Origin of the sequence: Marinobacter sp. CA1 (genome assembly GCF_020546665.1) — a bacterium.
GTDB lineage: Bacteria > Pseudomonadota > Gammaproteobacteria > Pseudomonadales > Oleiphilaceae > Marinobacter > Marinobacter xestospongiae.
Map to the genome: position 1 here is coordinate 3,607,890 of NZ_CP071785.1, position 20,847 is coordinate 3,628,736.

The window sequence follows — 20,847 nt, forward strand, 5'->3', positions numbered from 1 at the left end:
GCAAGAAGCAAGGAGGCGGCAGCGCTTGGCTGCCCGTGTTCATCGGCTTTGTGAAAAGCCTGACGCGCCCTGCCATGAACAAAATTCAGACAATAACACGCCACCCCCGAAAAAAGGGGTGTCGCATTTTAGGCGGGTAGACGGTGCTATGCAAGTCTTTGTCGCAGGGCCTCGTATAGACAGACGCCGGTTGCCACCGACACATTCAGGCTGTCGACATGACCCTGCATGGGAATATTGATCAACTGGTCGCAATGCTCACGGGTCAGCCGACGCATACCCTTGCCCTCAGCGCCCATCACCAGCGCCACCGGACCGGAGAAGTCAGCCTGGTAAAGCGAGGCCTTGGCTTCCCCTGCCGTGCCGATCAGCCACACCCCCTGCTGCTGCAGGTTGCGCAACGCCCGGGCGAGATTGGTGACCCGCACCAATGGCACCGTCTCGGCGGCGCCACAGGCCACTTTGCGTGCGGTAGGACTGAGCGAGGCGGACTTGTCCTTGGGCACAATCACTGCCTGGACCCCCGCCGCATCGGCGGTTCGCAGACAGGCCCCCAGGTTATGGGGATCGGTGACACCATCCAGCACCAGCAGGAACGGCGGCTTGCCGGACTGTTCCAGCATCGCCAGCAGGTCATCCTCGCTCCATTCACGACTCTTGCCAACCTGGGCAACCACCCCCTGATGCACACCGGCGACCCGCTCATCCAGCTCACGACGGTGAACCACCTGCCAGGGCACACCCAGCTCATCCAGCGCAGCGGTCACTTCCTTGACCCGACGGTCCTGACGACCGGTCTGAATCCACACCGCCTGTAGCCGCTCCGGCTCCCGCTTCAGTACCGCCTCAACGGCATGCCAACCAAAAATAAACTCTTCAGACACGTTCGTGCGTTCCTCAACTGCTCGTCGTGGCCGGCGCGCTGGGCAAACAGCCCTGCACCGACCCTGCACCATGCTTTACCAGGGCTTCTGACCACGTTTGCGGCCACCGGACTTGTCCGCCTCCTTGGCGGCCGCTTCCACCAGCTTTTCCTTCGCGCTTCTGGGTCGCCCTTTTTTAGCCTTGCCGGACTTGGCGCTCTTGTCAGGCTTGCCGGCGGCCTTGCGCCCCTTGCCGGAACCCTTGCGTCCGGACTTGCCGCCGCCCTTGTCCTTGCGCGCCCCGCCATCGCGGGAGTCCGCCATTTCCAGGGCCTCCCGGTCAGACTTGCGTCGCCGCGGTTTACTGAGCAGCTCCAGATCAATCTTGCGCTCATCCAGATCCACCCGCACCACCTGCACCCGTACTTCATCACCGAGCCGGAAGCTAACCGCAGTGCGTTCACCCACCAGCCGGTGTTTGGCGACGTCGTGGTGATAGTAGTCACCACCCAGTGTGGAGATGTGCACCAGTCCTTCGATGTAGATGTCCTTGAGCTCGACAAAGAACCCGAACGGCACCACAGCGGCAATGACGCCGTCGTACTCTTCACCCACCCGGTCCCGCAGGTACTCACACTTGAGCCAGGCCATGACATCGCGGGTGGCATCGTCGGCCCGCCGCTCAGTCATCGAGGTGATCTCGCCCAGCTGGGTCATCCGCGCCAGGTCGTAGGGGTAATCCGCCAGATTGGCATCCCGCTGCCCAGGCTGCTCCACCCGCTTGCGGGTCTCGGCACTGTGAATCACCGACTTGATGGCACGGTGGACAATCAGGTCCGGATAGCGGCGGATGGGCGATGTGAAGTGAGCGTAGCTGGCAAACCCGAGCCCGAAGTGACCGGACTCCTCGGGGCTGTATACCGCCTGACTCAACGACCGCAGCATCACTGTCTGGATCACCTGAGCATCGGGTCTGTCAGCAACCACTGACAACAGCGCCTGATAATCCGCCGAGGTGGGCTTGTCACCACCGCCGAGCTGCAACCCCAGCTCCCCCAGGAACAGCCGCAAAGCCCCCAGCCGTTCTTCCGACGGGCCATCGTGAACCCGATACAGTGCCGGCAGTTTGTGGTATTTGAGGAACCGCGCTGCCGCCACGTTGGCGCACAGCATGCACTCTTCCACAATCTTGTGGGCATCGTTGCGATGCACTGGCACGATTTCCTCAATTTTCCGCGCCGGATCGAAGATGATCCGGGTCTCGGTGGTTTCGAAGTCAATCGCACCGCGTTCCGTGCGCGCCTGACGCAACACTTTATAGAGGCCGTAAAGGTCGTGCAGGTGCGGCAGCACCTCGGCGTACTGCTCGCACAGACGGTAGCCCGGCTCGGAGTCCGGCCGCTCCAGCATGTCGCTGACCTTGGTGTAGGTCAGCCGGGCGTGACTGTGCATCACCGCCTGATAGAAGGTGTAGCCGCTGATGTTGCCCGCCGCGCTGATGGTCATGTCGGCCACCAGGCAGAGACGATCCACTTCCGGATTCAGCGAACACAGGCCATTGGAGAGCTTCTCCGGCAGCATCGGCACGACATGGTCCGGGAAGTACACCGAGTTACCACGGTTCAGCGCCTCTTCATCCAGCGGACTGCCAATGCGCACGTAATGGGAAACGTCAGCGATGGCGACAACCAGGCGATAACCACCCCGGGACCGGCGCTCACAATAGATGGCGTCGTCAAAATCGCGGGCATCCTCACCATCGATGGTCACCAGTGGCAGCTGCCGCAGATCCACCCGGTTGGTCTTGTCGGCCTCGCCCACTTCGGCCGGAATGGCCGCCGCCTGCTCTCCGGCCGCAGGCGGCCAACTGTGAGGCAGGTCGTAGGAGCGTATCGCCACCGCGATCTCCATACCCGGCGCCATGTGATCTCCCAGCACTTCAATGATCCGGCCGGTAGGCTTGGTGCGGGGCGTTGGCTGCCGAAGAATCTCCACCACCACATACTGGCCATGGTAGGCATCGGCGCAATGCTCTTCGGGAATCAGCACTTCATGATTGATGCGGGCGTTTTCGGGAACCACAAAGGCAACCCCGCTTTCCCGGAACAGACGGCCAACCACCTGCGCAGTTCGGGCTTCAAGCACCTCAACAATCACGCCCTCGCGGCGGCCACGGTCATCCACTCGATCCACCCGGGCAGCCACCCGGTCGCCATGAAACACCTTGCGCATCTGCCGGGCGGTGAGAAACAGGTCGGAGCCACCATCATCGGGCACCAGGAAGCCGAACCCGTCCCGATGCCCCATCACCCGGCCACTCACCAGGTCGGCCTCATCGATAGGCAGGTAGGCCCCGCGACGGTTGCAGATCAGCTGGCCGTCACGGCACATGGCGATCAACCGGCGGCGCAGGGCCTCAATGTTTTCCGGGGTGGTCAGGGCGAGCTCGTCGCACAGAGTCTCATGACTGGCTGGCGCTCCGCGCTGCCGCAGGTGATCCAGGATAAATTCCCGGCTCTGGATGGGATTGTCGTACTTCGTGGCCTCACGGTTGGCGTGAGGGTCCTTGTCTGTCTTCTTTCTGGAAGCCATTCGCTACCTTTTCCTGGGGTCACGCAGCCACTTGGAGGCTGGCGACCGATTCAATGTGACTGGAGTATAACTCTCACTATCAGTACCTGCGAACCAATCCAAAAATTTTTGAGGAAAACATTTGACAGCCCTGACACGAATCCGTAAAGTACGCGCCATCGGTTGAGACGAACACCCCAACCGACGGCAGAACTGCCAAGTTTTCAATAAGCTACATCTTGTAAAGCTTAGCGATTACAAAACGGCAAACCTGCAAATCACCTGCCGAGGTGGTGAAATTGGTAGACACGCTAGCTTCAGGTGCTAGTGGGGGCAACCCCGTGGAGGTTCAAGTCCTCTCCTCGGCACCATTCCTTCCCTCAAGGAATGGCGATTAAATCTCCCTCATAATTTAATGCAAAACAGACGAAAGTCGCCAGATGTGACTTCAATCGTCGCTGCCTCCCGTTGTATCTCAGAACTTGCACTTCAGAACTTACTGTCGACTGCTTCCTTCATCTGGCAGCGCCTGTCAGACGACCCGGGAACACGGTCTCCACTGCAAAAAAACGTCATTAACGCAAAAGCGGGCTTGAATATCAGGCGAGTTTCATTATCATAGCGGTCGCTTGCCGAGGTGGTGAAATTGGTAGACACGCTAGCTTCAGGTGCTAGTGGGGGCAACCCCGTGGAGGTTCAAGTCCTCTCCTCGGCACCATTCCCTTCCCCAGGGAGTGGTCAGCAGCAACGAAGACATCCCGTCTGAACCTCGTACTTTCCCAAGCCCCCAAACAACAAACCACCACCGATCCACGCCGGTGATGGCCCGCTTTATCCGTGTCCGATCAGTTAATCAGTTCACACCACCAGCCAGAATCTCAGACAGACGTTTGTACCCCCGATTGATCCGGGCGAACAGCGCGCCTGGCGATGAGTCCTCGTTGCGACCGCAGCTCTGTGGCCGGGTGTGCAGGGTCAGGAAGCCCTGTTCGATCAGATTGGGCTGCTCAGGTTCGATGATGCCGTCCTCCGACTGGTAGAAGAGCTCCCACCGGAAGCCTGCCTGGCCGTCCAGCTCCGGCACCGCCGCCAGGCGATCATCGAGGAAACTGTAGCTCAGCAGCCGCTGACGCTCCTTGCGGGTGTCGAACTCCAGCAGCAGGGTTTCGAACAGGTCCGGTTGCGGCTCAAATCCGCTGAACTGGTAGCTCTGCTGGGCTGACACGACTCGCGGCGGCAGTTGATCGGCATCATCCAACTGATCAAGGCAAGACACCAGCTCTCCGGTCAAATCCAGCGCGGCCAGTTCAACGCCGTCTTCCATTAGGCGATAGCCCAGGAAGGTCTCGCTGGCATTTTCGTAATCCGGCACCAGGGTGCGTTCGCCATCAGTGATGGACAGTACCCGGCCCGCATTCAGCGACCACTGATAGCTGCGGGCCGGCTCACCGTCGAGGGCATCAGTCGCCGCAAGTTCAGGGTGGCAATCCGTTGTCGTGTAGAAGCGGGCAGAGCGGGTTGCCCAGTCAATCTCCAGCACTTCATCGACGCCGTCTTCCTGCAAATACCCCATGCTGAGCTGAGAAGCGGAAATGCTCGGCAGCCACTGGGTGCCGGTAGCCGCCATTTCGCCGCCGGCGTTGGCCAACCGCGCCAACTCCTGCATGGAGGGTGCCATGCAGCCATTGGCTTCAATCCGCACCAGTTGTCCCGCCGGGTTGTAGCTGTAGGCAAGCTCCGCCGAGCGCTCCAGCCCGGAACGCGAAGCCGGCAGCGCACCGTCCTCGCTGTGGGCAAACACCACCTCGGTGGCCAGCACCACCGGGTTCAACAGGTCCAGTCCCTCCACCGGCAGCTCAATCGCGTCGATATCGACATTTTGGTAACGACCGGCCGGCGCCGCTTCATCGACCCGCTGCACCAGTGTCGCCGCGTTGCGGATAAACGCCACCGCCAACACCTTGATGGCGTTGATGTCCAGCAGCCGTTCGGTGCCATCACCGTTGGCCAGGGCTTCACTGGTGCCCTCCGGGAACTGCGCCGCCAGGAAGCGGGCAAACACCCGGGCGTAGGCGTAGGCGCGGTCATCGCCGGCCTTCAGGTAATCCTGCCGCGGGTTGGAGTGACGAAAGGCATCGGCCAGTGTCGCGTTGGCTTCAAACTGACCAGCGAGGCCTGCCAGTGCCCGGAACCGCTCCAGGGAGGTCAGCGGGCTGATCAGTCGCACACCCGGCGGTGCGGACATCATGAACGCCTTGTCCAGCACCACACCACCACGGCTCTGGTCGGTCGTACGGCCCGGCAGGATGGTGGCGTAAAGCGCGTAGTCCCTCGGGGCCAGGTCCGGCCCGACCGTCGCGTCCAGCTGCAGCTCGGAGGTGTCCAGCTCAAAGCGACCGTTATCACCGCTGAGGGCAGTAGGCTCGCCATTTTCCAGGGTCACCACCGTGCCGGATTCCAGCGTGATCTCCAGCGGCCCAGCGGTCACCTGACCATCGCCGTCAATATCCAGCCACACCCGGGCCTGGCTGAGATAGCCATTCATCACCGTGCCGGTGTAGGCGCCCGGCTCGATATAGTCGCCGGAATCAAAATCCCGGCCATCTTCGGGCGGCGGAGTGGATTCGTTCTTGCAGCCGGTAAGGCTGAACACGGCCAGGGACAGGGCCAGGGGGAGCAAACGCGTCATGACGGCAACCGATTATCCTTATTAGTGGTTGGGATTCACTCTAGGGAAGTTTACCGGCGGGAACCTTGATAGGCTTGGCAAATTGTAAAGAAGGGTAACCGGGCAGCAGCGCTTGGCCTGCCCGGCAATGTCGTCGGTAGCTCAGAACGAGCGGGCAACGATCTCTTTCATGATTTCATTGGTGCCGGCGTAGATCCGCTGCACCCGGGAATCGGCCCAGGCCCGGGCGATGGGGTATTCCCACATGTAGCCATAGCCGCCGTGGAGCTGGACACACTCGTCCATCACCTTGCACTGCAGATCGGTGGTCCACTGCTTCAGCATGGCGGCGGTGGGGATATCCAGCTTCTTCTCCAGGTGCAACTCCAGGCAACGGTCAACGAAGACCCGCGCGGCGGTGATCTCGGCTTTCATTTCCGCCATCTTAAAGCGGGTGTTCTGGAAGGCGATCACCGGCTTGCTGAACGCCTTGCGTTCCTTGACATAGTCCAGGGTCCAGCCCCAGGCCGCCTCGGCAGCCGCAACCGCCGTCAGCGCCACCTGCAGGCGCTCCGCCGGCAGTTCCTGCATCAACTGGAAGAAGCCCTGCCCTTCCCGGCCACCCAGCAGGTGGGTCTCCGGAATCCGGACGTCCTGGAAGAACAGCTCCGAGGTATCCTGGGCTTTCATCCCCACCTTGTTGAGGTTCTGCCCCTTCTCAAATCCTTCCCAGGCACATTCCACCAGGAACAGGCTGGTGCCCTTGGCGCCTTCCTTGGGATCGGTCTTGGCCACTACCACCACCAGATCCGCCAGCTGGCCATTGGTGATGAAGGTCTTGGAGCCGTTCATGACGTAGTGGTCGCCCTGCTTGACGGCATTGGTCTTAACCCCCTGCAGGTCGGAGCCGGCGCCGGGCTCGGTCATCGCAATAGCCCCTACCATCTCACCGCTGACCAGCTTGGGCAGGTAATGCTGTTTCTGTTCTTCCGAACCGTAGTGGAGGATGTAAGGCGCAACGATGTCGGAATGCAGCCCCCAGCCAATGCCGGAAAGTCCGGCTCGGGCCAGCTCTTCCATGATGACGGCACTGTAGCGGAAATCGGCGCCCACACCGCCATACCCTTCCGGCATGGTCGGGCAGAGAAAGCCCAGCTCACCGGCCTTGGTCCAGAGTTCCCGGCTGACCTGACCGTCCTTCTCCCACTGTTCGTGGTAAGGCACCGCCTCCTGCTCCAGGAACTTGCGAACGGAGTCCCGGAAGCCTTCGAGATCGGCATCAAAGAGCGTGCGTGGAATCATGGTGAACCTCTGTGAATGACTGTCGTTGTGGTTGTTCACAGAGTCTGTGGGGGGAGCCTAATCGGCTCAATGGGCAAAAGCATCAAAAGCAGTGGCCAAATCCGCCTTGCCGGGACCTTAGCGGGCCAATTTCTGCGCCACCCGACTTTCGCCCCATTTTGGCATCAAGGTCTGATCGATACCGAGATGATCCAGCAGCCGGGCAACGATGAAGTCCACCAGATCCGCCACCGACTGGGGCTGATGATAGAACCCCGGACTGGCGGGAATGATGGTCGCGCCCATCCGGGTCAGCTTCAGCATGTTCTCCAGGTGCAACTCAGAGTATGGCGCTTCCCGCGGCACCAGGATCAGTGGCCGGCGCTCCTTGAGGGCAACGTCCCCCGCCCGCTCAATCAGGTTATTGCTGGCACCGGTGGCCAACGCCGACAGGGTGCCGGTGCTGCACGGACACACCACCAGCGGGGCTGGCTCACCAGATCCGGACGCCGGCGGCGCAAACCAGTCCTCACGGCCAAACACCAGCAACTGTTGCGGCTGAGCCTGGAAATGTTCCGTCAGGGCCGCCGCCATGGCCTTGGGGGCACCGGGCAGCTTGAAGTCGGTCTCCGTTGCAATCACTACCTGGGCCGCCCGACTGACCATCAGGTGAACCCGACAGCCCGCCGCCAGCAGGCATTCCAGCAGACGCAAACCGTACTGCGCGCCCGAGGCGCCGGTGAACGCCAGATTGACGGTGGTGGTCGGGTTCGACATGGAGTCTCCTGTGTGTCGCTGTCAGTCCGTGGCGGCTCAGGCGCCGGTACGGTCCTTGAGTACGGCCACCAGCTTCTGATGGATGCCGCCAAAACCACCATTGCTCATGATCACAATATGGCAAGGCTGGGTCAGTTCCTCCAGGGTCTGTTCAATCAACCGCTCGACCGAGCCCAGCACCCGGTGGGTGTCGTGGTCATCGGTGGCCTGCTGGTGTTCGCCGACCAGGGTATCCAGCCACGCCAGGTGCTGGAGGTTGGCCCACAACACCTTATCGGCGGCACCGGCACTGGCCAGCAGGGACTGCTGGTGCACGCCCTGCTGCATGGTATTGGAACGGGGCTCGATCAACGCAACGATGGGCTCATCCCCTACCCGGTTACGCAACCCCTCCAGAGTGGTGGCAATGGCGGTGGGATGATGGGCGAAATCGTCGTACACCCGCACGCCATCAATATCGGCCAGCAGTTCCATTCGCCGCTTCACCCCGGAGAAGCGGTTGAGCGCGGCAATGGCATGGTCCGGGGTCACGCCGACGTGGCGGGCCGCGGCAATGGCCGCCAGGGCATTGCGGACGTTGTGGTGGCCGGTCTGCTGCCAGTTCACGGTGGCCACCGGCTGTTCGTGATGGAGCACCACGAAGCGGCTGCCATCGTCCGCCAGCAGTTCCGCCCGCCAGTCGGTCGCCTCGCTTTCACTGCCATGCGCCGTGGTCTGCAGCCCACTCCAGCAGCCCAGCGCCAGCGCCCGATCCAGGTGTTCATCCCGACTCGGACGCACAATCAGCCCCTGGGATGGCACCGTGCGGACCAAGTGGTGAAACTGGCGCTCAATGGCCTCGACGCTGTCGAAGATATCGGCGTGGTCAAACTCCAGGTTGTTGAGAATCAGCGTACGGGGCCGGTAGTGGACAAACTTGGAACGCTTGTCGAAGAAGGCACTGTCGTATTCGTCGGCCTCAATCACGAAGAAATCACTGCTGCCGAGCCGGGCGGACACCGGAAAATCCTTCGGCACACCACCCACCAGGTAGCCGGCATCGAAACCGGCCTGCTCCAGAATCCACAGCAGCATGGCGGTGGTCGTGGTCTTGCCATGGGTGCCGGCCACTGCCAGAACCCAGCGCTTGCTGAGGACCTCCCGCGACAGCCATTCCGGGCCGGACATGTAGTCGATGTTGCGGTTGAGGACCGCCTCCACCTCCACGTTGCCCCGGGACATGGCGTTACCGATCAGCACCAGATCCGGCTTTGGCTCCAGGTTGGCGGCGTCGTAGCCGTTCATCAGGGCGATGCCCTGGGCTTCAAGCTGGGTGCTCATGGGCGGATAGACCCCCTGGTCCGAACCGGTCACCGTGTGCCCCAGTTCGCGGGCGATGACTGCCAGGCTGCCCATGAAGGTGCCACAAATACCCAGGATATGAATGTGCATAACCATCCGCCCTTTACCAAGAAATCTGCCAGAAAGCCCACAACGATGCGCTCTCGATGGCATCGGCGATGGGGCCACAAGCCTCCCGTATCACCGTCACTCCGTCAAGAGTCAATTCCGGTTTCCACCACCATCGCCGCCATGAAAAACCCCCGCGTTTGACGTATCATTCGCGACATTCGCTCAACCAGCAGGAGGCGGCACTCAAGATGGCCATCAAGAACGCGTTTTATGCTCAGTCCGGCGGTGTCACCGCCGTAATCAATGCCAGTGCCTGCGGGGTCATCCAGACCGCCCGGAAGCACCCGGAACAGATTGGCAAGGTCTACGCCGGCCGCAACGGCATCATTGGCGCCCTGCGGGAAGAACTGATCGACACCAGCCTGGAGTCCGACGCGGCCATCGAAGCCCTGCTGCACACGCCGGGCGGCGCCTTCGGTTCCTGCCGTTACAAGCTCAAGAACCTGACCGAGAATCGCCGCGAATATGAGCGTCTGATCGAGGTGTTCCAGGCCCACGACATCGGCTACTTCTTCTACAACGGTGGTGGCGACTCCCAGGACACCGCCTTCAAAGTCTCCCAGCTGGCGGAGAAAATGGGCTACCCGATCACCTGCATCGGCGTGCCCAAGACCGTTGATAACGACCTGCCGTTCACCGACTGCTGCCCGGGCTTCGGCTCTGTGGCCAAGTACATTGCCACCTCCACCCTGGAAGCCAGCCTCGACATCCGCTCCATGAGCGAGTCGTCCACCAAGGTGTTCATCCTCGAAGTGATGGGACGACACGCCGGCTGGATCGCCGCCTCAGGTGGCCTGGCCGGGGAAGGCGAAGGCGAGCCGCCCCACATCATCCTGTTCCCGGAAGTGCCGTTTGATCGCGAAGCCTTCCTCAAGCGTGTGGACTTCTGTGTGGAGAACTATGGCTACTGCGTGGTGGTCGCCTCTGAAGGTGCCCAGTACGAAGACGGCCGTTTCGTTGCCGAAGCCGGCTCCAAAGACGCCTTCGGCCACACCCAGCTCGGCGGCGTGGCCCCGGCACTGGCCAATATGGTGAAACAGGCTCTGGGCCACAAGTACCACTGGGCCGTGGCCGACTACCTGCAGCGGGCGGCCCGCCACATCGCTTCCGCCACGGATGTGGAGCAGGCCTACAAGGTTGGTCAGGCCGCTGTTGAGATGGCCCTGGCCGGCAAGCAGGCACTGATGCCCACCATTGTCCGCGAGCAGGCGTCCCCATACCGCTGGCACATTGGCGAGGCACCGCTGAGCGAAGTCGCCAACCAGGAAAAGAAAATGCCGATTCACTACATCACCGATGATGGATTCGGCATCACCGACGACTGCCGTGCTTATCTGCAGCCGCTGATCGAAGGCGAGAGCTTCCCGCCGTTCGAGAAAGGCCTGCCCAAGGTGGCCAAGCTGCAGAATCAGCTGGTGGAGAAGAAGCTGAAGGCCGAGTTCGATATCTGAGCAGTCACCAGCACTCCATGAAAAAAGGGACGATAACTCGTCCCAGACTGCTGACAAACCCCGGTTTTCCGGGGTTTGTTGCATTTGGTCGTTCTGTTTTCAACCGACGGTCGCTTGAGTCAGCCTTCCTCGTCGATACTTCCTATCAACCAGTTTTTAAGCCCATGCCAGGATAGACGCCTGTAAGACCAGTGCTGCAAGCGATTTCAGCCCCAAAATACGCGCCAGGAGCTGCGCGATCTTCTTCATATTCTGGGCAGTCGCAGCCAACAGACATTGCTCGCGGACCTTTGACAGCCCTCGCAATCGAGCATAGCGATGGCCATGCAACTGCTTGGCATCCGCGAACGAGCGCTCCACCGTCTCTTGCCGTCGTTTGTATAGCGCCTTGCCCCAAGGCGTTAACCGGTTTTGGTCGACTCGTTCTTTGCTGTCCTGCCAAACATGGCGGGTGAGCACCTTGACGTGGTTAGCGCTGCGCGTGCACTGACCAAGTAGCGGGCAGTCTTTGCAGTGAACCGGGTTGGACTTGTACTCCCGGTAGCCCTGCCGGTTGGTGGTGGCGTAGATCAGCAACTGTCCCTCGGGGCAGCGATAGGTATTGGTTTCCGGGTCATAGGTGAAGGCGCGCTTGGGGAGATAGCCCTTGGGCTTGTTGGGGCGTCGGTAGCCCATCACGCCATAGATGCCCCGGTCTTCCAGGCCCTTGCAGAGACCCGCCGTGTAGTACCCCGCATCCAACCCCACACCCCAGACGTCAAAACCGAAGCGTTCTCGCTGGCGGTCCAACCGATCGAGGTAAGGCCGGCTGTCATGGAGATTGGCCGGGGTCGCGTAACTGTCTGTGATGATGGCATGACGCCCATCCACCGTCCGGTGGTCCAGATAGAAGAAGCCCTTGGGTTTCCCTTCCCGCACCATGTAACCGCTGTCCGAGTCGGTACGACTCACCTTGGTGTCCTTCATTTTGGGCGGCTGCTCGGACAGCTTCGTTTTCAGCGGCTGCTTGCCATGAGCCTTGCGGTCGCTCTCGATCGCCTGCTCCAAACTCTCCAGGTAATCCACCACCTTCACTTCCGCCTGTGCCAGGTCGTACTTGTTCTTGTTGGCGTTGGCCTTGAGGTGGGTGCTGTCGGTGTAGAGCACTTCGCCACCAACCAGGCCGTACCTCATGGCCTGAAGCACGATCTCATCGAAGATCTCCTGATAGATGTGGCTGTCATGAAAGCGACGACGGCGGTTCTGGCTCAGCGTGGAGGCATCTGGCACCTTGTCGGTCAGGTTGAAACGCAGGAACCAGCGGTAGGCCACATTGACCTGAATCTCCCGCACCAGCTGCCGCTCACTGCGGATACCGAACAGGTAGCCCAGAAACAGCATCTTGAACAACACCACCGGATCAAGGGCCGGGCGGCCGTTGTTTGCGCAATACAGGTGCCGTACACGCTCACGAATGAACTCGAAATCAATGGCGTGATCGATTGAGCGAAGCAGATGGGTTTCAGGAACCAGGGACTCGAGACAGACCATCTCGAGTTCGTGTTGTTGTGGGGAGGGCTCTTTGAGCATGGGGCAGCCTCTGGAAAGTCGCTGACCCAATTACAACAAACCCCCGCTACCATGGCGAGGGTTTGTCAGCAGTCTGGGACGATAACTCGTCCCTTTTTTTGTAAGCGCCAATCGGCGGGTTCGGCTGCGCCCTCAGCTGCCCGCCAACGCTTCCTGCTGACGGACGAAGGCGAAGAACTCATCGCAACCGCCCACATACTCATCGCCCACCAGTATCTGTGGCACCGTCACCACCGGACGCCCCAGGGTCTCCGACAGGTCTCCCTTGCTGATGCCTTCGGCAATCATATCGACAAAGCGATAGTCGTAGCCTTTGACCTCACACAATTGCCTGGCGCGGACACAAAAACCGCAGGACATGCGGCCATAGATGGTTACAGGTTCCATAGATACTCCTCACGGGACCGTCGCCGCAGGCGGCGAGCGTCATCAGATTCGGGACGGTCGCCATAGTGCCACTGCCAGGTCAGAAAACAAACTGAAGCCTTTTGATGGCCACCATAGCCTGCAGCAATCGCCGCATTGCGGCGACTGCCATGCGGGCATCAGGTCTTGAGCCGGCTCAGCTCGTTGTCCAGAGTTTCCACCTGCTGATCCAGCAACTGGCCGCTGTTACGCACCCGTTGCGCCAGGTCCCGCAGGTCGTTGGCGGCATCGCCAATGGCGGTGAGGTTGCGGTTGATCTCCTCGCTGACTGAACTCTGCTCCTCGGCGGCGGTGGCCACCTGAGTCACGTGCTCAACGATAACGCCGATACGCTCAACCACCGTAGCCAGGGAGTGATCGGCCTCGCGGGTGCCGTCCACCGCCATGGTCGCCCGGTCCACCCCGGTCCGGATTACCGCCACCGTCTGGGTGACTTCCTGCTGCAGGCCATCGATCATCTGGCTGATCTCGTCGGTGGATTCCCGGGTCCGCGATGCCAGGGTTCGCACCTCATCCGCCACCACCGCAAAGCCCCGCCCCTGCTCCCCGGCCCTGGCGGCTTCGATCGCCGCGTTGAGGGCCAGCAGGTTGGTCTGCTCGGCGATTCCACGAATCACCTCCAGGATGCGGTTGATGTCATCGCTGCGGCTGGCCACATGGCTGATGGCCTGACTGGCCTGTTCCATATCCCCGGCGAGGGCGCCTACCCCATCCACCGCCGTTCCCAGGGTAGACTTGGTGAACTGGATACCATCCTGGGCCTGGCGGGCGTTCTCCGCCGCTTCACCGGCGAAGCCGGCCACCTCACCGGCGGCCGCCGACATTTCGTTCATCGCCGTCACCACGCTGGCGATCTCCTGGTTCTGGCGCTCGGTGTTCTCATCGGTCTCCACCGCAATGGCACCAACGTCCGATGCCTGACCGTGGACCTGCCGGTTGACCGCCTTGAGATCGTTGACCATGGTGCGCAAGCGCGCCAGGAAGCGATTGAAACCATCCGCCAGATCGATCAGTTCGGCGTGGGTGTCGATGGTCAGCTCCCGGGTCAGGTCACCCTCGGCGCCGGCCAGCTTCTGCATACGGTCGCGGATTTCATCCAATGGTCGGGTCACCGAACGTACCAACACAATCAGGGCGATGATCGCCAGCACCGACACAACCACGCCGGCCAGCAGCTGACGGCCAGCGGTGGCGGACACCGCATCGGACATCAGCGTATTGATCTCGTTCAGCTCCGCCAGCGCCGCGTCCCTAGGCAGTTCGATCACCATCGACCAGACCGCGTCGGTCTCCGCAAAGCGGATCGGATACGACACCGCCAGCATGTCACCATCGTCGTAGCTGCCGCCGTTGCGGTGCAGTTCCTTGAGCACCTGCGCCTGCTCTGGCGCGGCCTCCGCCAGCGGACGGCCGAGATTGTCTTCGTAGTGGCTGGCGGCGGCAATCAGCCCCATCTCACTGAGCAGGGTGACCCGGGACTGACCATCGTAGAGCGAGCGGCTGACGGCCAGGATCGCCTCTTGCAGGGTCGACAGATTGATGTCCACCCCCACCACACCGACGAACTGATCGGCATTGAGAATGGGCACCACCAGGCTGGTCATCAGCTCGCTGTAGCCATCCTCGATCTCGTAGTTGTAGGGCTCCATGATGCAGGACGCCTTGGACTCCATGGAGCACAGGTACCACTCCGCTTCACGGATGCCGAACTCATTGCGGCCGTCCAGGTATTTTTCATCCGCATCGGCGGTGCGGGCAAATTCGATACGGTCATCGGGGGTGCGGTAGTAGTAGATCTCAAGGGTGCCGGAGTCGGAACTGTGATCCTCGACACCACCGGTGAAGTAGCGGTCCTGGCCGTCATAGCCGTCGGGTTCGAACTGGGCGTAGATCGCACTCAGGCCCGGTTCCGACGCCAGCACGCCGCCAACAATCTCCTGCAGCGCCGGACGGCTGATACGGCTGTACTGGTCCGCCGCGACGTTGCTCTCCACCACATCCCGGACCACATCCGGCGTCTTGAACGCAGAGTCCAGCAGCCCGCTGACCTTCTCCCCATGCTCACCGGCGGTGGCCTGCAGACGATCCATCACGATCTCCTGCACCATGTCGGTTGTCGCACCAGAGAGTTCCGATTCCATCCGGTTCATCGACCACTGCGCTGTCACGATCAGACTGCCCCCCATCACCAACAGCAGGGCGATCACCAGGGCATACAGCTTGAGTTTAAGGGACAGCTTCTTCATGGATCGTTTAACCTGTCGTAGATCACTGATTCCCCATCAGGTTAGCGGTGGGTAGGCATTAATTCCACATGCGAATCATAAGGGAGTGTTGCGTTTGGCGTACCTGAGTCTGTTTGTCACCGCCTTTGTCGCCGCCACCATCCTGCCGGCGTATTCCGAAATTCTGTTGGGAGGGCTGGTACTGGAAGGGTATTCGGTATTCTGGCTGTGGTTCTGGGCCACCGCAGGCAACACCCTGGGCTCGGTGGTCAACGGGATGATCGGGCGCCAAGTGGATCGCTTCAAGCACAAGCGCTGGTTTCCGTTTTCTCAGAGGCAGCTGCACCGGGCCCGGCAGCGGTTCAATCGCTACGGCCAGTGGTCACTGCTGTTTGGCTGGCTGCCGATCGGTGGTGACGCGCTGACGCTGATCGGCGGCATCATGCGGGTGCCCTGGCTCCATTTTGTCACCCTGGTGGCGATTGGTAAGGGCGCCCGCTACGCCGTAGTGCTGTGGCTGGTGGTCCAGGCCAACGGCGGCCCGGGATAGAGAGCCTCAGGTTAACCGGTTTTGTCGTCGCCGTCCTCCGGGTAGAGGTAGCGGCGCAACAAGGGTTCGCCATTGAACTCTGCGCACAGCACGGCAATGAAGGTGTAGACCCCGATCAGTTTGCGGTTGAGGAACACGAATTCCTTGGGCGGGATGCGGAAGTAGCGACTGATGGCAGAGCGCGCGGCGTAACGGGCCACCCGCGACGGCAGATCGCTCTGTTTCCAGCGGTACTGGCCATCGCCGTTAACGGCTTCCGGCGGCCACTGGCCACGATCAGCCTGCAGCGGCTCCAGCACCGACATGCATACCTCACCGAAGGTCCGCAGCACGTCCTCCGGCCAGTCCCGGCTCATGAACCGAAGCTGCACCCCACCCTCGACCACCTGCTCGCGATCGCCTTCATAGGAGGCCTGGATCATATGGATCACCGGCTTGAGGAAACTGTCCGGGTAGCTCTGGACGGCGCCAAAATCCAGCAGCACGATCTGGTCGTGATCACGGTCTGCCCCGGGTTCGCCGGCAATGCGGATGCGGTAATTGCCGAAGTTGGGGTCGGTCTGGATTTCCCCCCACAGGAACAGTTCGCGGAAGAACAGCTCCAGCGCAGCCTGGCCCAGGGCATTGCGCCGCGCCAGTGGCAACTCCCGCACCGCCACGGAACTGACTGAATGGCCCTGCTCATAGGTGGACGCAATCACATGGGCGGTGGAGTATTCCGGCAGCACCCGCGGCACCACAAAGCGGTCGTCGTCCGCCAGCAAGGCCCGGAATTTTTCTGTGGTCCGCGCCTCCAGGCGGTAATCCACTTCCCGGTGCATCATCTCTCGGACTTCTTCCAGCCAGTCGTTGAACTCCGGACCGATGGATACCAGGCGGGCGATGCGCAACAGCTGGGCGACGGAATTGAGATCACTGTCCACGGCATCGGCAACACCGGGATACTGCACCTTGAGCACCAGTTCCAGGCCATCGCTTCTGCGTCGGGCACGGTGGACCTGCCCCAGGGAGGCGGCACCGATGGGTTCCGGGTCCACTTCCAGCTCCGCCAGCCGGTCGCTGCCGAGCTCGCGAGCAAGCACCTTGCGGATCGACGCCCATTCCAGGGAGGTGGTCTGGTCTTCCAGGGTGTGCAGGGCTTCGGTGACTTCCTCAGGCAGGAAATGCTCACCATACAGCGCCATCACCTGGCCAATTTTCACCACACTGCCCTTGAGTTTCCCCAATTCTTCCACCAGAAACTCGGCCTGGCTCGACAGCATCGCCCGATGACGCTGTTCGCGGGTCTCACGACTGCTCAGCCAGTTGGTGGCCATGTGGGACGCCATGCGGGTACCGGCAAACAATCCGGCCCGGGTCAATGACAGCCGGCGCTCAAAACTGCCGGTCTTGATTCGGGATACGCTGCTGCCTCGTCGCTTGGAAGTCATCAATGCCTTTCCGCTGGGAGAATGAAGCACGGTCGGAGCCCGTGTGTCGCCATTATACGTTCTGACCCTCGAGTTCAGGTTACAGCCGCGCCCGCTGTACGTCGACGCCGCAGCCAATGCATCCCCATCACAGGGGGTATTAATTGATCAATTCCAAGACAGCCCTGCCCGGCCACGGACCGTTACGATTCTATACACTTCGTGATCCGGTTTGGCGCTAAGCTTGATTCATACAATAACAAAGTGAGCCTGCCCGCTTCACAACAGGCCGAACTGACAACAGCGATGCCCGTCATGCCTCACTCGTCACCCCAGCGCACTGACAGCGAACTCGGTGAGTTCCGCGTCAAGGGCGAGATCCCGGTTCCCATCCTGATTGTGTGGATGACGGCCGCGGCCGTGCCCGCCCTCAGTTTCTTTGCCTTTCGCGCCCACCTGCGCAGCGATCCCCAAACCACCTACGTACTGCTGACCTTTGCCGTGTTGCTGTCAGCCAATGCCCTGATTCATTTCGTGGCGAACAGTGACACCCTGCTGCGACGGGGGTTCATTCTGGTGATCACCGCGTTGTTCTGCTATCTGGCGGTATTCGCCATTGAGAACGGCGCCGGGGTCATGTGGCTGTTTGCCTATCCCCCGATCATTTTCTACATCAGCGACTCCCGGGTCGGCATCATTGCCTGCGGGGGCGGCTGGCTTGGCCTTGCCCTGCTCTACTCCCCCATCGGAGCAGCCATCATTGACACCCCCTACAGCGGCAGTTTTCGCCTCAGTATGATGATCGTTCTGGGCTTCGAGATGGTGAGCTGCTACCTGCTCGACCAGAGCCGGCGCCGCAGCAAGCTTGGCCTGATCCAGTTGGCGTCCCGTTTCGAGTATGCCGCCAAGCACGATGCGCTGACCGGCCTGGCCAATCGCCGCGAAGGTCACAACCGCATCGACAGCGAATACCAGCGCTATCTGCGCAACGGCCGTGGTTTCTCAGTCATGCTGATGGATATCGATCTGTTCAAGAGCGTCAATGACAACTACGGCCACCAGGCCGGTGACAGGATGATCAAACTCGTGGCCGAGTCGCTGCAGACAGAGTGTCGCCGGGTGGACATGATCGCCCGCTGGGGCGGAGAGGAGTTTCTGGTGCTGTTGCCGGAAACCGACACCGCCGAGGCCGTGCAGATCGCCAATCGGGTACGACAGTCCATCGCCACCCAGGCCATCGAGTTTGACGGTCAGGCCATCACCGCCACCATCAGTGTCGGCGTGGCCTCCATCCACGGCAATGAGACCATCGACCGGGTGTTGCAACGGGCGGACGAGGCGCTCTACCAGGCCAAAACCCAGGGTCGTAACCAGGTCTGCGATTCCGATGGCCGACACACGGCGGCGTGAGACCGCCGGTTACGCCGCCCAGCCGTCCTCGTGGCGGACATCCCCGGCGCCGAGTCGTCGCGCCAGTTCTGCCGACAGCGAGGTGGCCAGTGCCGCCACCGTTTGGCCGGCCGCGAAATCGCGAACCTGGCACATCGCCAGGCCCGCATAACCGCAGGGATTGATGCGCCTGAACGGCGCCATGTCCATATCAATGTTCAGCGCCAGACCATGGAAAGAGCAGCCCCGACGGACCCGCAGACCCAGTGAGGCAATCTTGGCCTCACCAACGTAGACCCCGGGCGCGTCCGCTCGTGGCGCCGACTCAATCCCCAACGGCGCCAGCACCGCCACAATGGCCTGTTCGATATGGTCCACCAGGTCACGAATCCCGAGCTTGCGGCGCTTGAGGTCGATCATCAGGTACACCACCAGCTGGCCGGGCCCGTGGTAGGTAACCTGCCCCCCGCGATCCACCTGGATCACCGGAATATCGCCAGGCGCCAACAGGTGCTCGGCCTTGCCGGCCTGCCCCTGGGTGAACACCGGAGGATGCTCCAGACACCAGAGCTCGTCCAGCGTGTCAGCATCCCGCTGTGCAGTGAACTGCTGCATCGCCTGCAGCGTTTCGGCATAAGGTTGCAGGCCCAGATTCCGAACCACCAGCGCCGTCACGATTACAGCACCATGTGAACGCGGCCGCTGGCTTTCAGCTCTTCGAACAGGGCTTTGAGCTGCGGCTCGCCAGTGGCCACAATGGTCAGCCGGACCGAAGTAAAGCGGCCATTGCGGCTGGGGTTGAGACGAATGTTCTCTTCCCGAAGGCCAGGGGCATGACGTTCCACCACGGTCACCACGAAATCGCGGAAATCCGGCGCGGCGTCCCCGATCACCTTGATCTCATAATCACAGGGAAACTCGATTTTGGGAGCTTTGGGCTCGGTCATCTGATACCTCCACGGCTGGCTGGTGCCGGTCTCATGCAAACAGTTGTACGAAAAACAGCTTGATGGCATCCCAGAGCCGCTTGAACAGGCCGCCTTCCTCAACGGTCTGCAAAGCCAGCACCGGCTGATCCACCACCGTCTTGCCATCCAGGCTGACCCGGACCTGTCCCAGCTCATCGCCTACAGAGACCGGCGCCTTGATCACGGTGTCCACATCCACCACCGACTCCAGGGAATCCATCGAACCGCGGGGAATGGTGACAAAGACGTCGTCCTTCACACCCAGTGACAGGCTGTCCGCCTGACCGCCCCAGATACGGCTGTTCAGCAGTTCCTGGCCAGCGCTGAACAGTTTGCGGGACTCATAGTAGCGGAAGCCGAAATTGAGCATCTTCTGCACTTCCTGAGCCCGGGCGTTGTTGCTGGGCGTACCCATCACCACCGCAATCAGACGGGTGTCGTTACGCACAGCGGAAGCCACCAGGCAGAACCCCGCCTCTTCGGTGTGACCGGTCTTCAGGCCATCCACGCTGGGGTCGCGCCACAGCAGCGAGTTACGGTTGGGCTGACGGATGTTGTTGTAGGTGAAATGCTTCTGGGCGTAAATCGGGTAGTTGTCCGGGTAGTCATTGATGATGGCACGGGCCAGCACCGCCAGATCGTGGGCGGTGGAAAAATGATCCGGGGACGGCAGACCGGTGGCGTTGGCAAAGTGGGTATCCCGCATGCCCAGCAACTGCGCCTGCTGGTTCATGATGTCGGTGAAAGCCTGCTCGCTGCCGGCAATAAACTCCGCCAGCGCCACCGAGGCATCGTTGCCGGACTGGATGATCACCCCCTTGAGCAGATCTTCCACCTTGACTTGGGTGCCTTCCCGCACGAACGTCCGGGAACCTTCGGTTTTCCAGGCATTGACGCTTACAGGCACCATGTCGTCGAGACTGATACGGCCCTCATCCAGCTCGCGCTCAACGATGTAGGCGGTCATCATCTTGGTCAGACTGGCCGGCGGCAGACGCTCGCCGCTGTTGCCTTCCATGATGATATCGCCGCTGCGGGGGTCCATCAGGATGTAGGAGCTGGCGCCGATCTGTGGCGGCGAAGGAATCAGGGGAGCCTGTGCCATCGCCGGCAAGACCGGCATCAGGACCATCAACAGGACAAAGGAAAGTGCGCGAGTAACAGAAATGTGTGCCATGGGTCCGTTCATCGTTGGTTATACAAGTTCGGTTCAGTAAGACCAGGGGCGGTTCCCCCTGGCCCAGGGTT

At 61.3% G+C, this 20,847-nt stretch carries 16 protein-coding genes and 2 tRNA genes; 5 read left to right on the forward strand and 13 right to left on the reverse strand.

From position 1 onward, the window contains the following. Positions 1–146: 146 nt before the first annotated feature. A complete protein-coding gene (gene rlmB, locus J2887_RS16520; protein WP_227172190.1) occupies positions 147–884 on the reverse strand; it encodes a 23S rRNA (guanosine(2251)-2'-O)-methyltransferase RlmB in 738 nt (245 codons plus the stop codon). 75 nt (positions 885–959) lie between these two features. Continuing rightward, a complete protein-coding gene (gene rnr, locus J2887_RS16525) occupies positions 960–3,455 on the reverse strand; it encodes a ribonuclease R (protein WP_227172191.1) in 2,496 nt (831 codons plus the stop codon). A gap of 263 nt (positions 3,456–3,718) precedes the next feature. On the opposite strand from rnr, the gene J2887_RS16530 reads away from it, so the two are divergent. Together J2887_RS16530 and J2887_RS16535 are read left to right on the forward strand one after the other, a co-directional pair. Continuing rightward, positions 3,719–3,805: transfer RNA gene (locus J2887_RS16530), tRNA-Leu, on the forward strand. A 260-nt stretch (positions 3,806–4,065) separates the two neighbouring features. Then, positions 4,066–4,152: transfer RNA gene (locus J2887_RS16535), tRNA-Leu, on the forward strand. 135 nt (positions 4,153–4,287) lie between these two features. Here the strand turns inward: J2887_RS16535 and J2887_RS16540 are convergent. The 4 genes from J2887_RS16540 to mpl form a co-directional block, all read right to left on the reverse strand. Further along, entirely contained in the window at positions 4,288–6,123 is a 1,836-nt protein-coding gene (locus J2887_RS16540) for a hypothetical protein (RefSeq protein WP_227172192.1), read from the reverse strand. Positions 6,124–6,264: 141 nt separating this feature from the next. Continuing rightward, the gene (locus tag J2887_RS16545; RefSeq protein WP_227172193.1) at positions 6,265–7,404 is read right to left on the reverse strand and encodes an acyl-CoA dehydrogenase family protein; all 1,140 of its coding nucleotides are present in this window, start codon (positions 7,402–7,404) and stop codon (positions 6,265–6,267) included. Between the two features lie 117 nt (positions 7,405–7,521). After that, a complete protein-coding gene (locus tag J2887_RS16550) occupies positions 7,522–8,160 on the reverse strand; it encodes a flavin prenyltransferase UbiX (protein WP_227172194.1) in 639 nt (212 codons plus the stop codon). 36 nt (positions 8,161–8,196) lie between these two features. Further along, positions 8,197–9,591 carry a UDP-N-acetylmuramate:L-alanyl-gamma-D-glutamyl-meso-diaminopimelate ligase gene (gene mpl / locus J2887_RS16555; protein WP_227172195.1) on the reverse strand — a complete coding sequence of 465 codons (1,395 nt, stop codon included), beginning with the start codon at positions 9,589–9,591 and terminating at the stop codon, positions 8,197–8,199. A gap of 209 nt (positions 9,592–9,800) precedes the next feature. On the opposite strand from mpl, the gene J2887_RS16560 reads away from it, so the two are divergent. Beyond that, complete coding sequence (locus J2887_RS16560; RefSeq protein ID WP_227172196.1) at positions 9,801–11,063, forward strand: 6-phosphofructokinase; 1,263 nt, start codon at positions 9,801–9,803, stop codon at positions 11,061–11,063. Between the two features lie 156 nt (positions 11,064–11,219). Here J2887_RS16560 and J2887_RS16565 read toward each other — a convergent pair whose 3' ends face one another. The 3 genes from J2887_RS16565 to J2887_RS16575 all read right to left on the reverse strand — a co-directional run bounded on the left by J2887_RS16565 (position 11,220) and on the right by J2887_RS16575 (position 15,304). Beyond that, positions 11,220–12,632: an IS1182 family transposase gene (locus tag J2887_RS16565; RefSeq protein WP_227172197.1), complete on the reverse strand. Its 1,413-nt coding sequence runs from the start codon at positions 12,630–12,632 to the stop codon at positions 11,220–11,222. A gap of 132 nt (positions 12,633–12,764) precedes the next feature. Then, positions 12,765–13,019, reverse strand: coding sequence for a GrxA family glutaredoxin (locus J2887_RS16570; RefSeq protein WP_227172198.1), 255 nt, complete (start codon positions 13,017–13,019; stop codon positions 12,765–12,767). 158 nt (positions 13,020–13,177) lie between these two features. Next, the gene (locus J2887_RS16575; RefSeq protein WP_227172199.1) at positions 13,178–15,304 is read right to left on the reverse strand and encodes a methyl-accepting chemotaxis protein; all 2,127 of its coding nucleotides are present in this window, start codon (positions 15,302–15,304) and stop codon (positions 13,178–13,180) included. A 94-nt stretch (positions 15,305–15,398) separates the two neighbouring features. Here J2887_RS16575 and J2887_RS16580 point away from each other — a divergent pair, with 94 nt between their 5' ends. Beyond that, on the forward strand, positions 15,399–15,833 hold the full coding sequence (locus J2887_RS16580; protein WP_227172200.1) for a YqaA family protein: 435 nt from the start codon (positions 15,399–15,401) through the stop codon (positions 15,831–15,833). 11 nt (positions 15,834–15,844) lie between these two features. On the opposite strand, the gene J2887_RS16585 is transcribed toward J2887_RS16580, so the two are convergent. Beyond that, on the reverse strand, positions 15,845–17,263 hold the full coding sequence (locus J2887_RS16585) for an ABC1 kinase family protein (RefSeq protein WP_227172201.1): 1,419 nt from the start codon (positions 17,261–17,263) through the stop codon (positions 15,845–15,847). Between the two features lie 294 nt (positions 17,264–17,557). On the opposite strand from J2887_RS16585, the gene J2887_RS16590 reads away from it, so the two are divergent. Beyond that, positions 17,558–18,652 carry a GGDEF domain-containing protein gene (locus J2887_RS16590; protein ID WP_227172202.1) on the forward strand — a complete coding sequence of 365 codons (1,095 nt, stop codon included), beginning with the start codon at positions 17,558–17,560 and terminating at the stop codon, positions 18,650–18,652. Positions 18,653–18,661: 9 nt separating this feature from the next. On the opposite strand, the gene lipB is transcribed toward J2887_RS16590, so the two are convergent. The 3 genes from lipB to J2887_RS16605 are packed head-to-tail and all read right to left on the reverse strand — an operon-like array spanning position 18,662 to position 20,776. Next, positions 18,662–19,306 carry a lipoyl(octanoyl) transferase LipB gene (lipB, locus tag J2887_RS16595; protein WP_227172203.1) on the reverse strand — a complete coding sequence of 215 codons (645 nt, stop codon included), beginning with the start codon at positions 19,304–19,306 and terminating at the stop codon, positions 18,662–18,664. Positions 19,307–19,308: 2 nt separating this feature from the next. Then, a complete protein-coding gene (locus tag J2887_RS16600; protein ID WP_227172204.1) occupies positions 19,309–19,578 on the reverse strand; it encodes a YbeD family protein in 270 nt (89 codons plus the stop codon). Positions 19,579–19,609: 31 nt separating this feature from the next. Continuing rightward, complete coding sequence (locus J2887_RS16605; protein ID WP_227172205.1) at positions 19,610–20,776, reverse strand: D-alanyl-D-alanine carboxypeptidase family protein; 1,167 nt, start codon at positions 20,774–20,776, stop codon at positions 19,610–19,612. Positions 20,777–20,847: the final 71 nt, after the last annotated feature.

Excerpts from the sequence above, each read along its gene's own strand:
- rnr (WP_227172191.1), bottom strand. The coding sequence starts at position 3,455 with ATGGCTTCCAGAAAGAAGACAGACAAGGACCCTCACGCCAACCGTGAG.
- J2887_RS16540 (WP_227172192.1), bottom strand. The coding sequence starts at position 6,123 with ATGACGCGTTTGCTCCCCCTGGCCCTGTCCCTGGCCGTGTTCAGCCTT.
- J2887_RS16545 (WP_227172193.1), bottom strand. The coding sequence starts at position 7,404 with ATGATTCCACGCACGCTCTTTGATGCCGATCTCGAAGGCTTCCGGGAC.
- J2887_RS16550 (WP_227172194.1), bottom strand. The coding sequence starts at position 8,160 with ATGTCGAACCCGACCACCACCGTCAATCTGGCGTTCACCGGCGCCTCG.
- mpl (WP_227172195.1), bottom strand. The coding sequence starts at position 9,591 with ATGCACATTCATATCCTGGGTATTTGTGGCACCTTCATGGGCAGCCTG.
- J2887_RS16560 (WP_227172196.1), top strand. The coding sequence starts at position 9,801 with ATGGCCATCAAGAACGCGTTTTATGCTCAGTCCGGCGGTGTCACCGCC.
- J2887_RS16565 (WP_227172197.1), bottom strand. The coding sequence starts at position 12,632 with ATGCTCAAAGAGCCCTCCCCACAACAACACGAACTCGAGATGGTCTGT.
- J2887_RS16570 (WP_227172198.1), bottom strand. The coding sequence starts at position 13,019 with ATGGAACCTGTAACCATCTATGGCCGCATGTCCTGCGGTTTTTGTGTC.
- J2887_RS16575 (WP_227172199.1), bottom strand. The coding sequence starts at position 15,304 with ATGAAGAAGCTGTCCCTTAAACTCAAGCTGTATGCCCTGGTGATCGCC.
- J2887_RS16585 (WP_227172201.1), bottom strand. The coding sequence starts at position 17,263 with ATGACTTCCAAGCGACGAGGCAGCAGCGTATCCCGAATCAAGACCGGC.
- J2887_RS16590 (WP_227172202.1), top strand. The coding sequence starts at position 17,558 with ATGCCTCACTCGTCACCCCAGCGCACTGACAGCGAACTCGGTGAGTTC.
- J2887_RS16600 (WP_227172204.1), bottom strand. The coding sequence starts at position 19,578 with ATGACCGAGCCCAAAGCTCCCAAAATCGAGTTTCCCTGTGATTATGAG.
- J2887_RS16605 (WP_227172205.1), bottom strand. The coding sequence starts at position 20,776 with ATGGCACACATTTCTGTTACTCGCGCACTTTCCTTTGTCCTGTTGATG.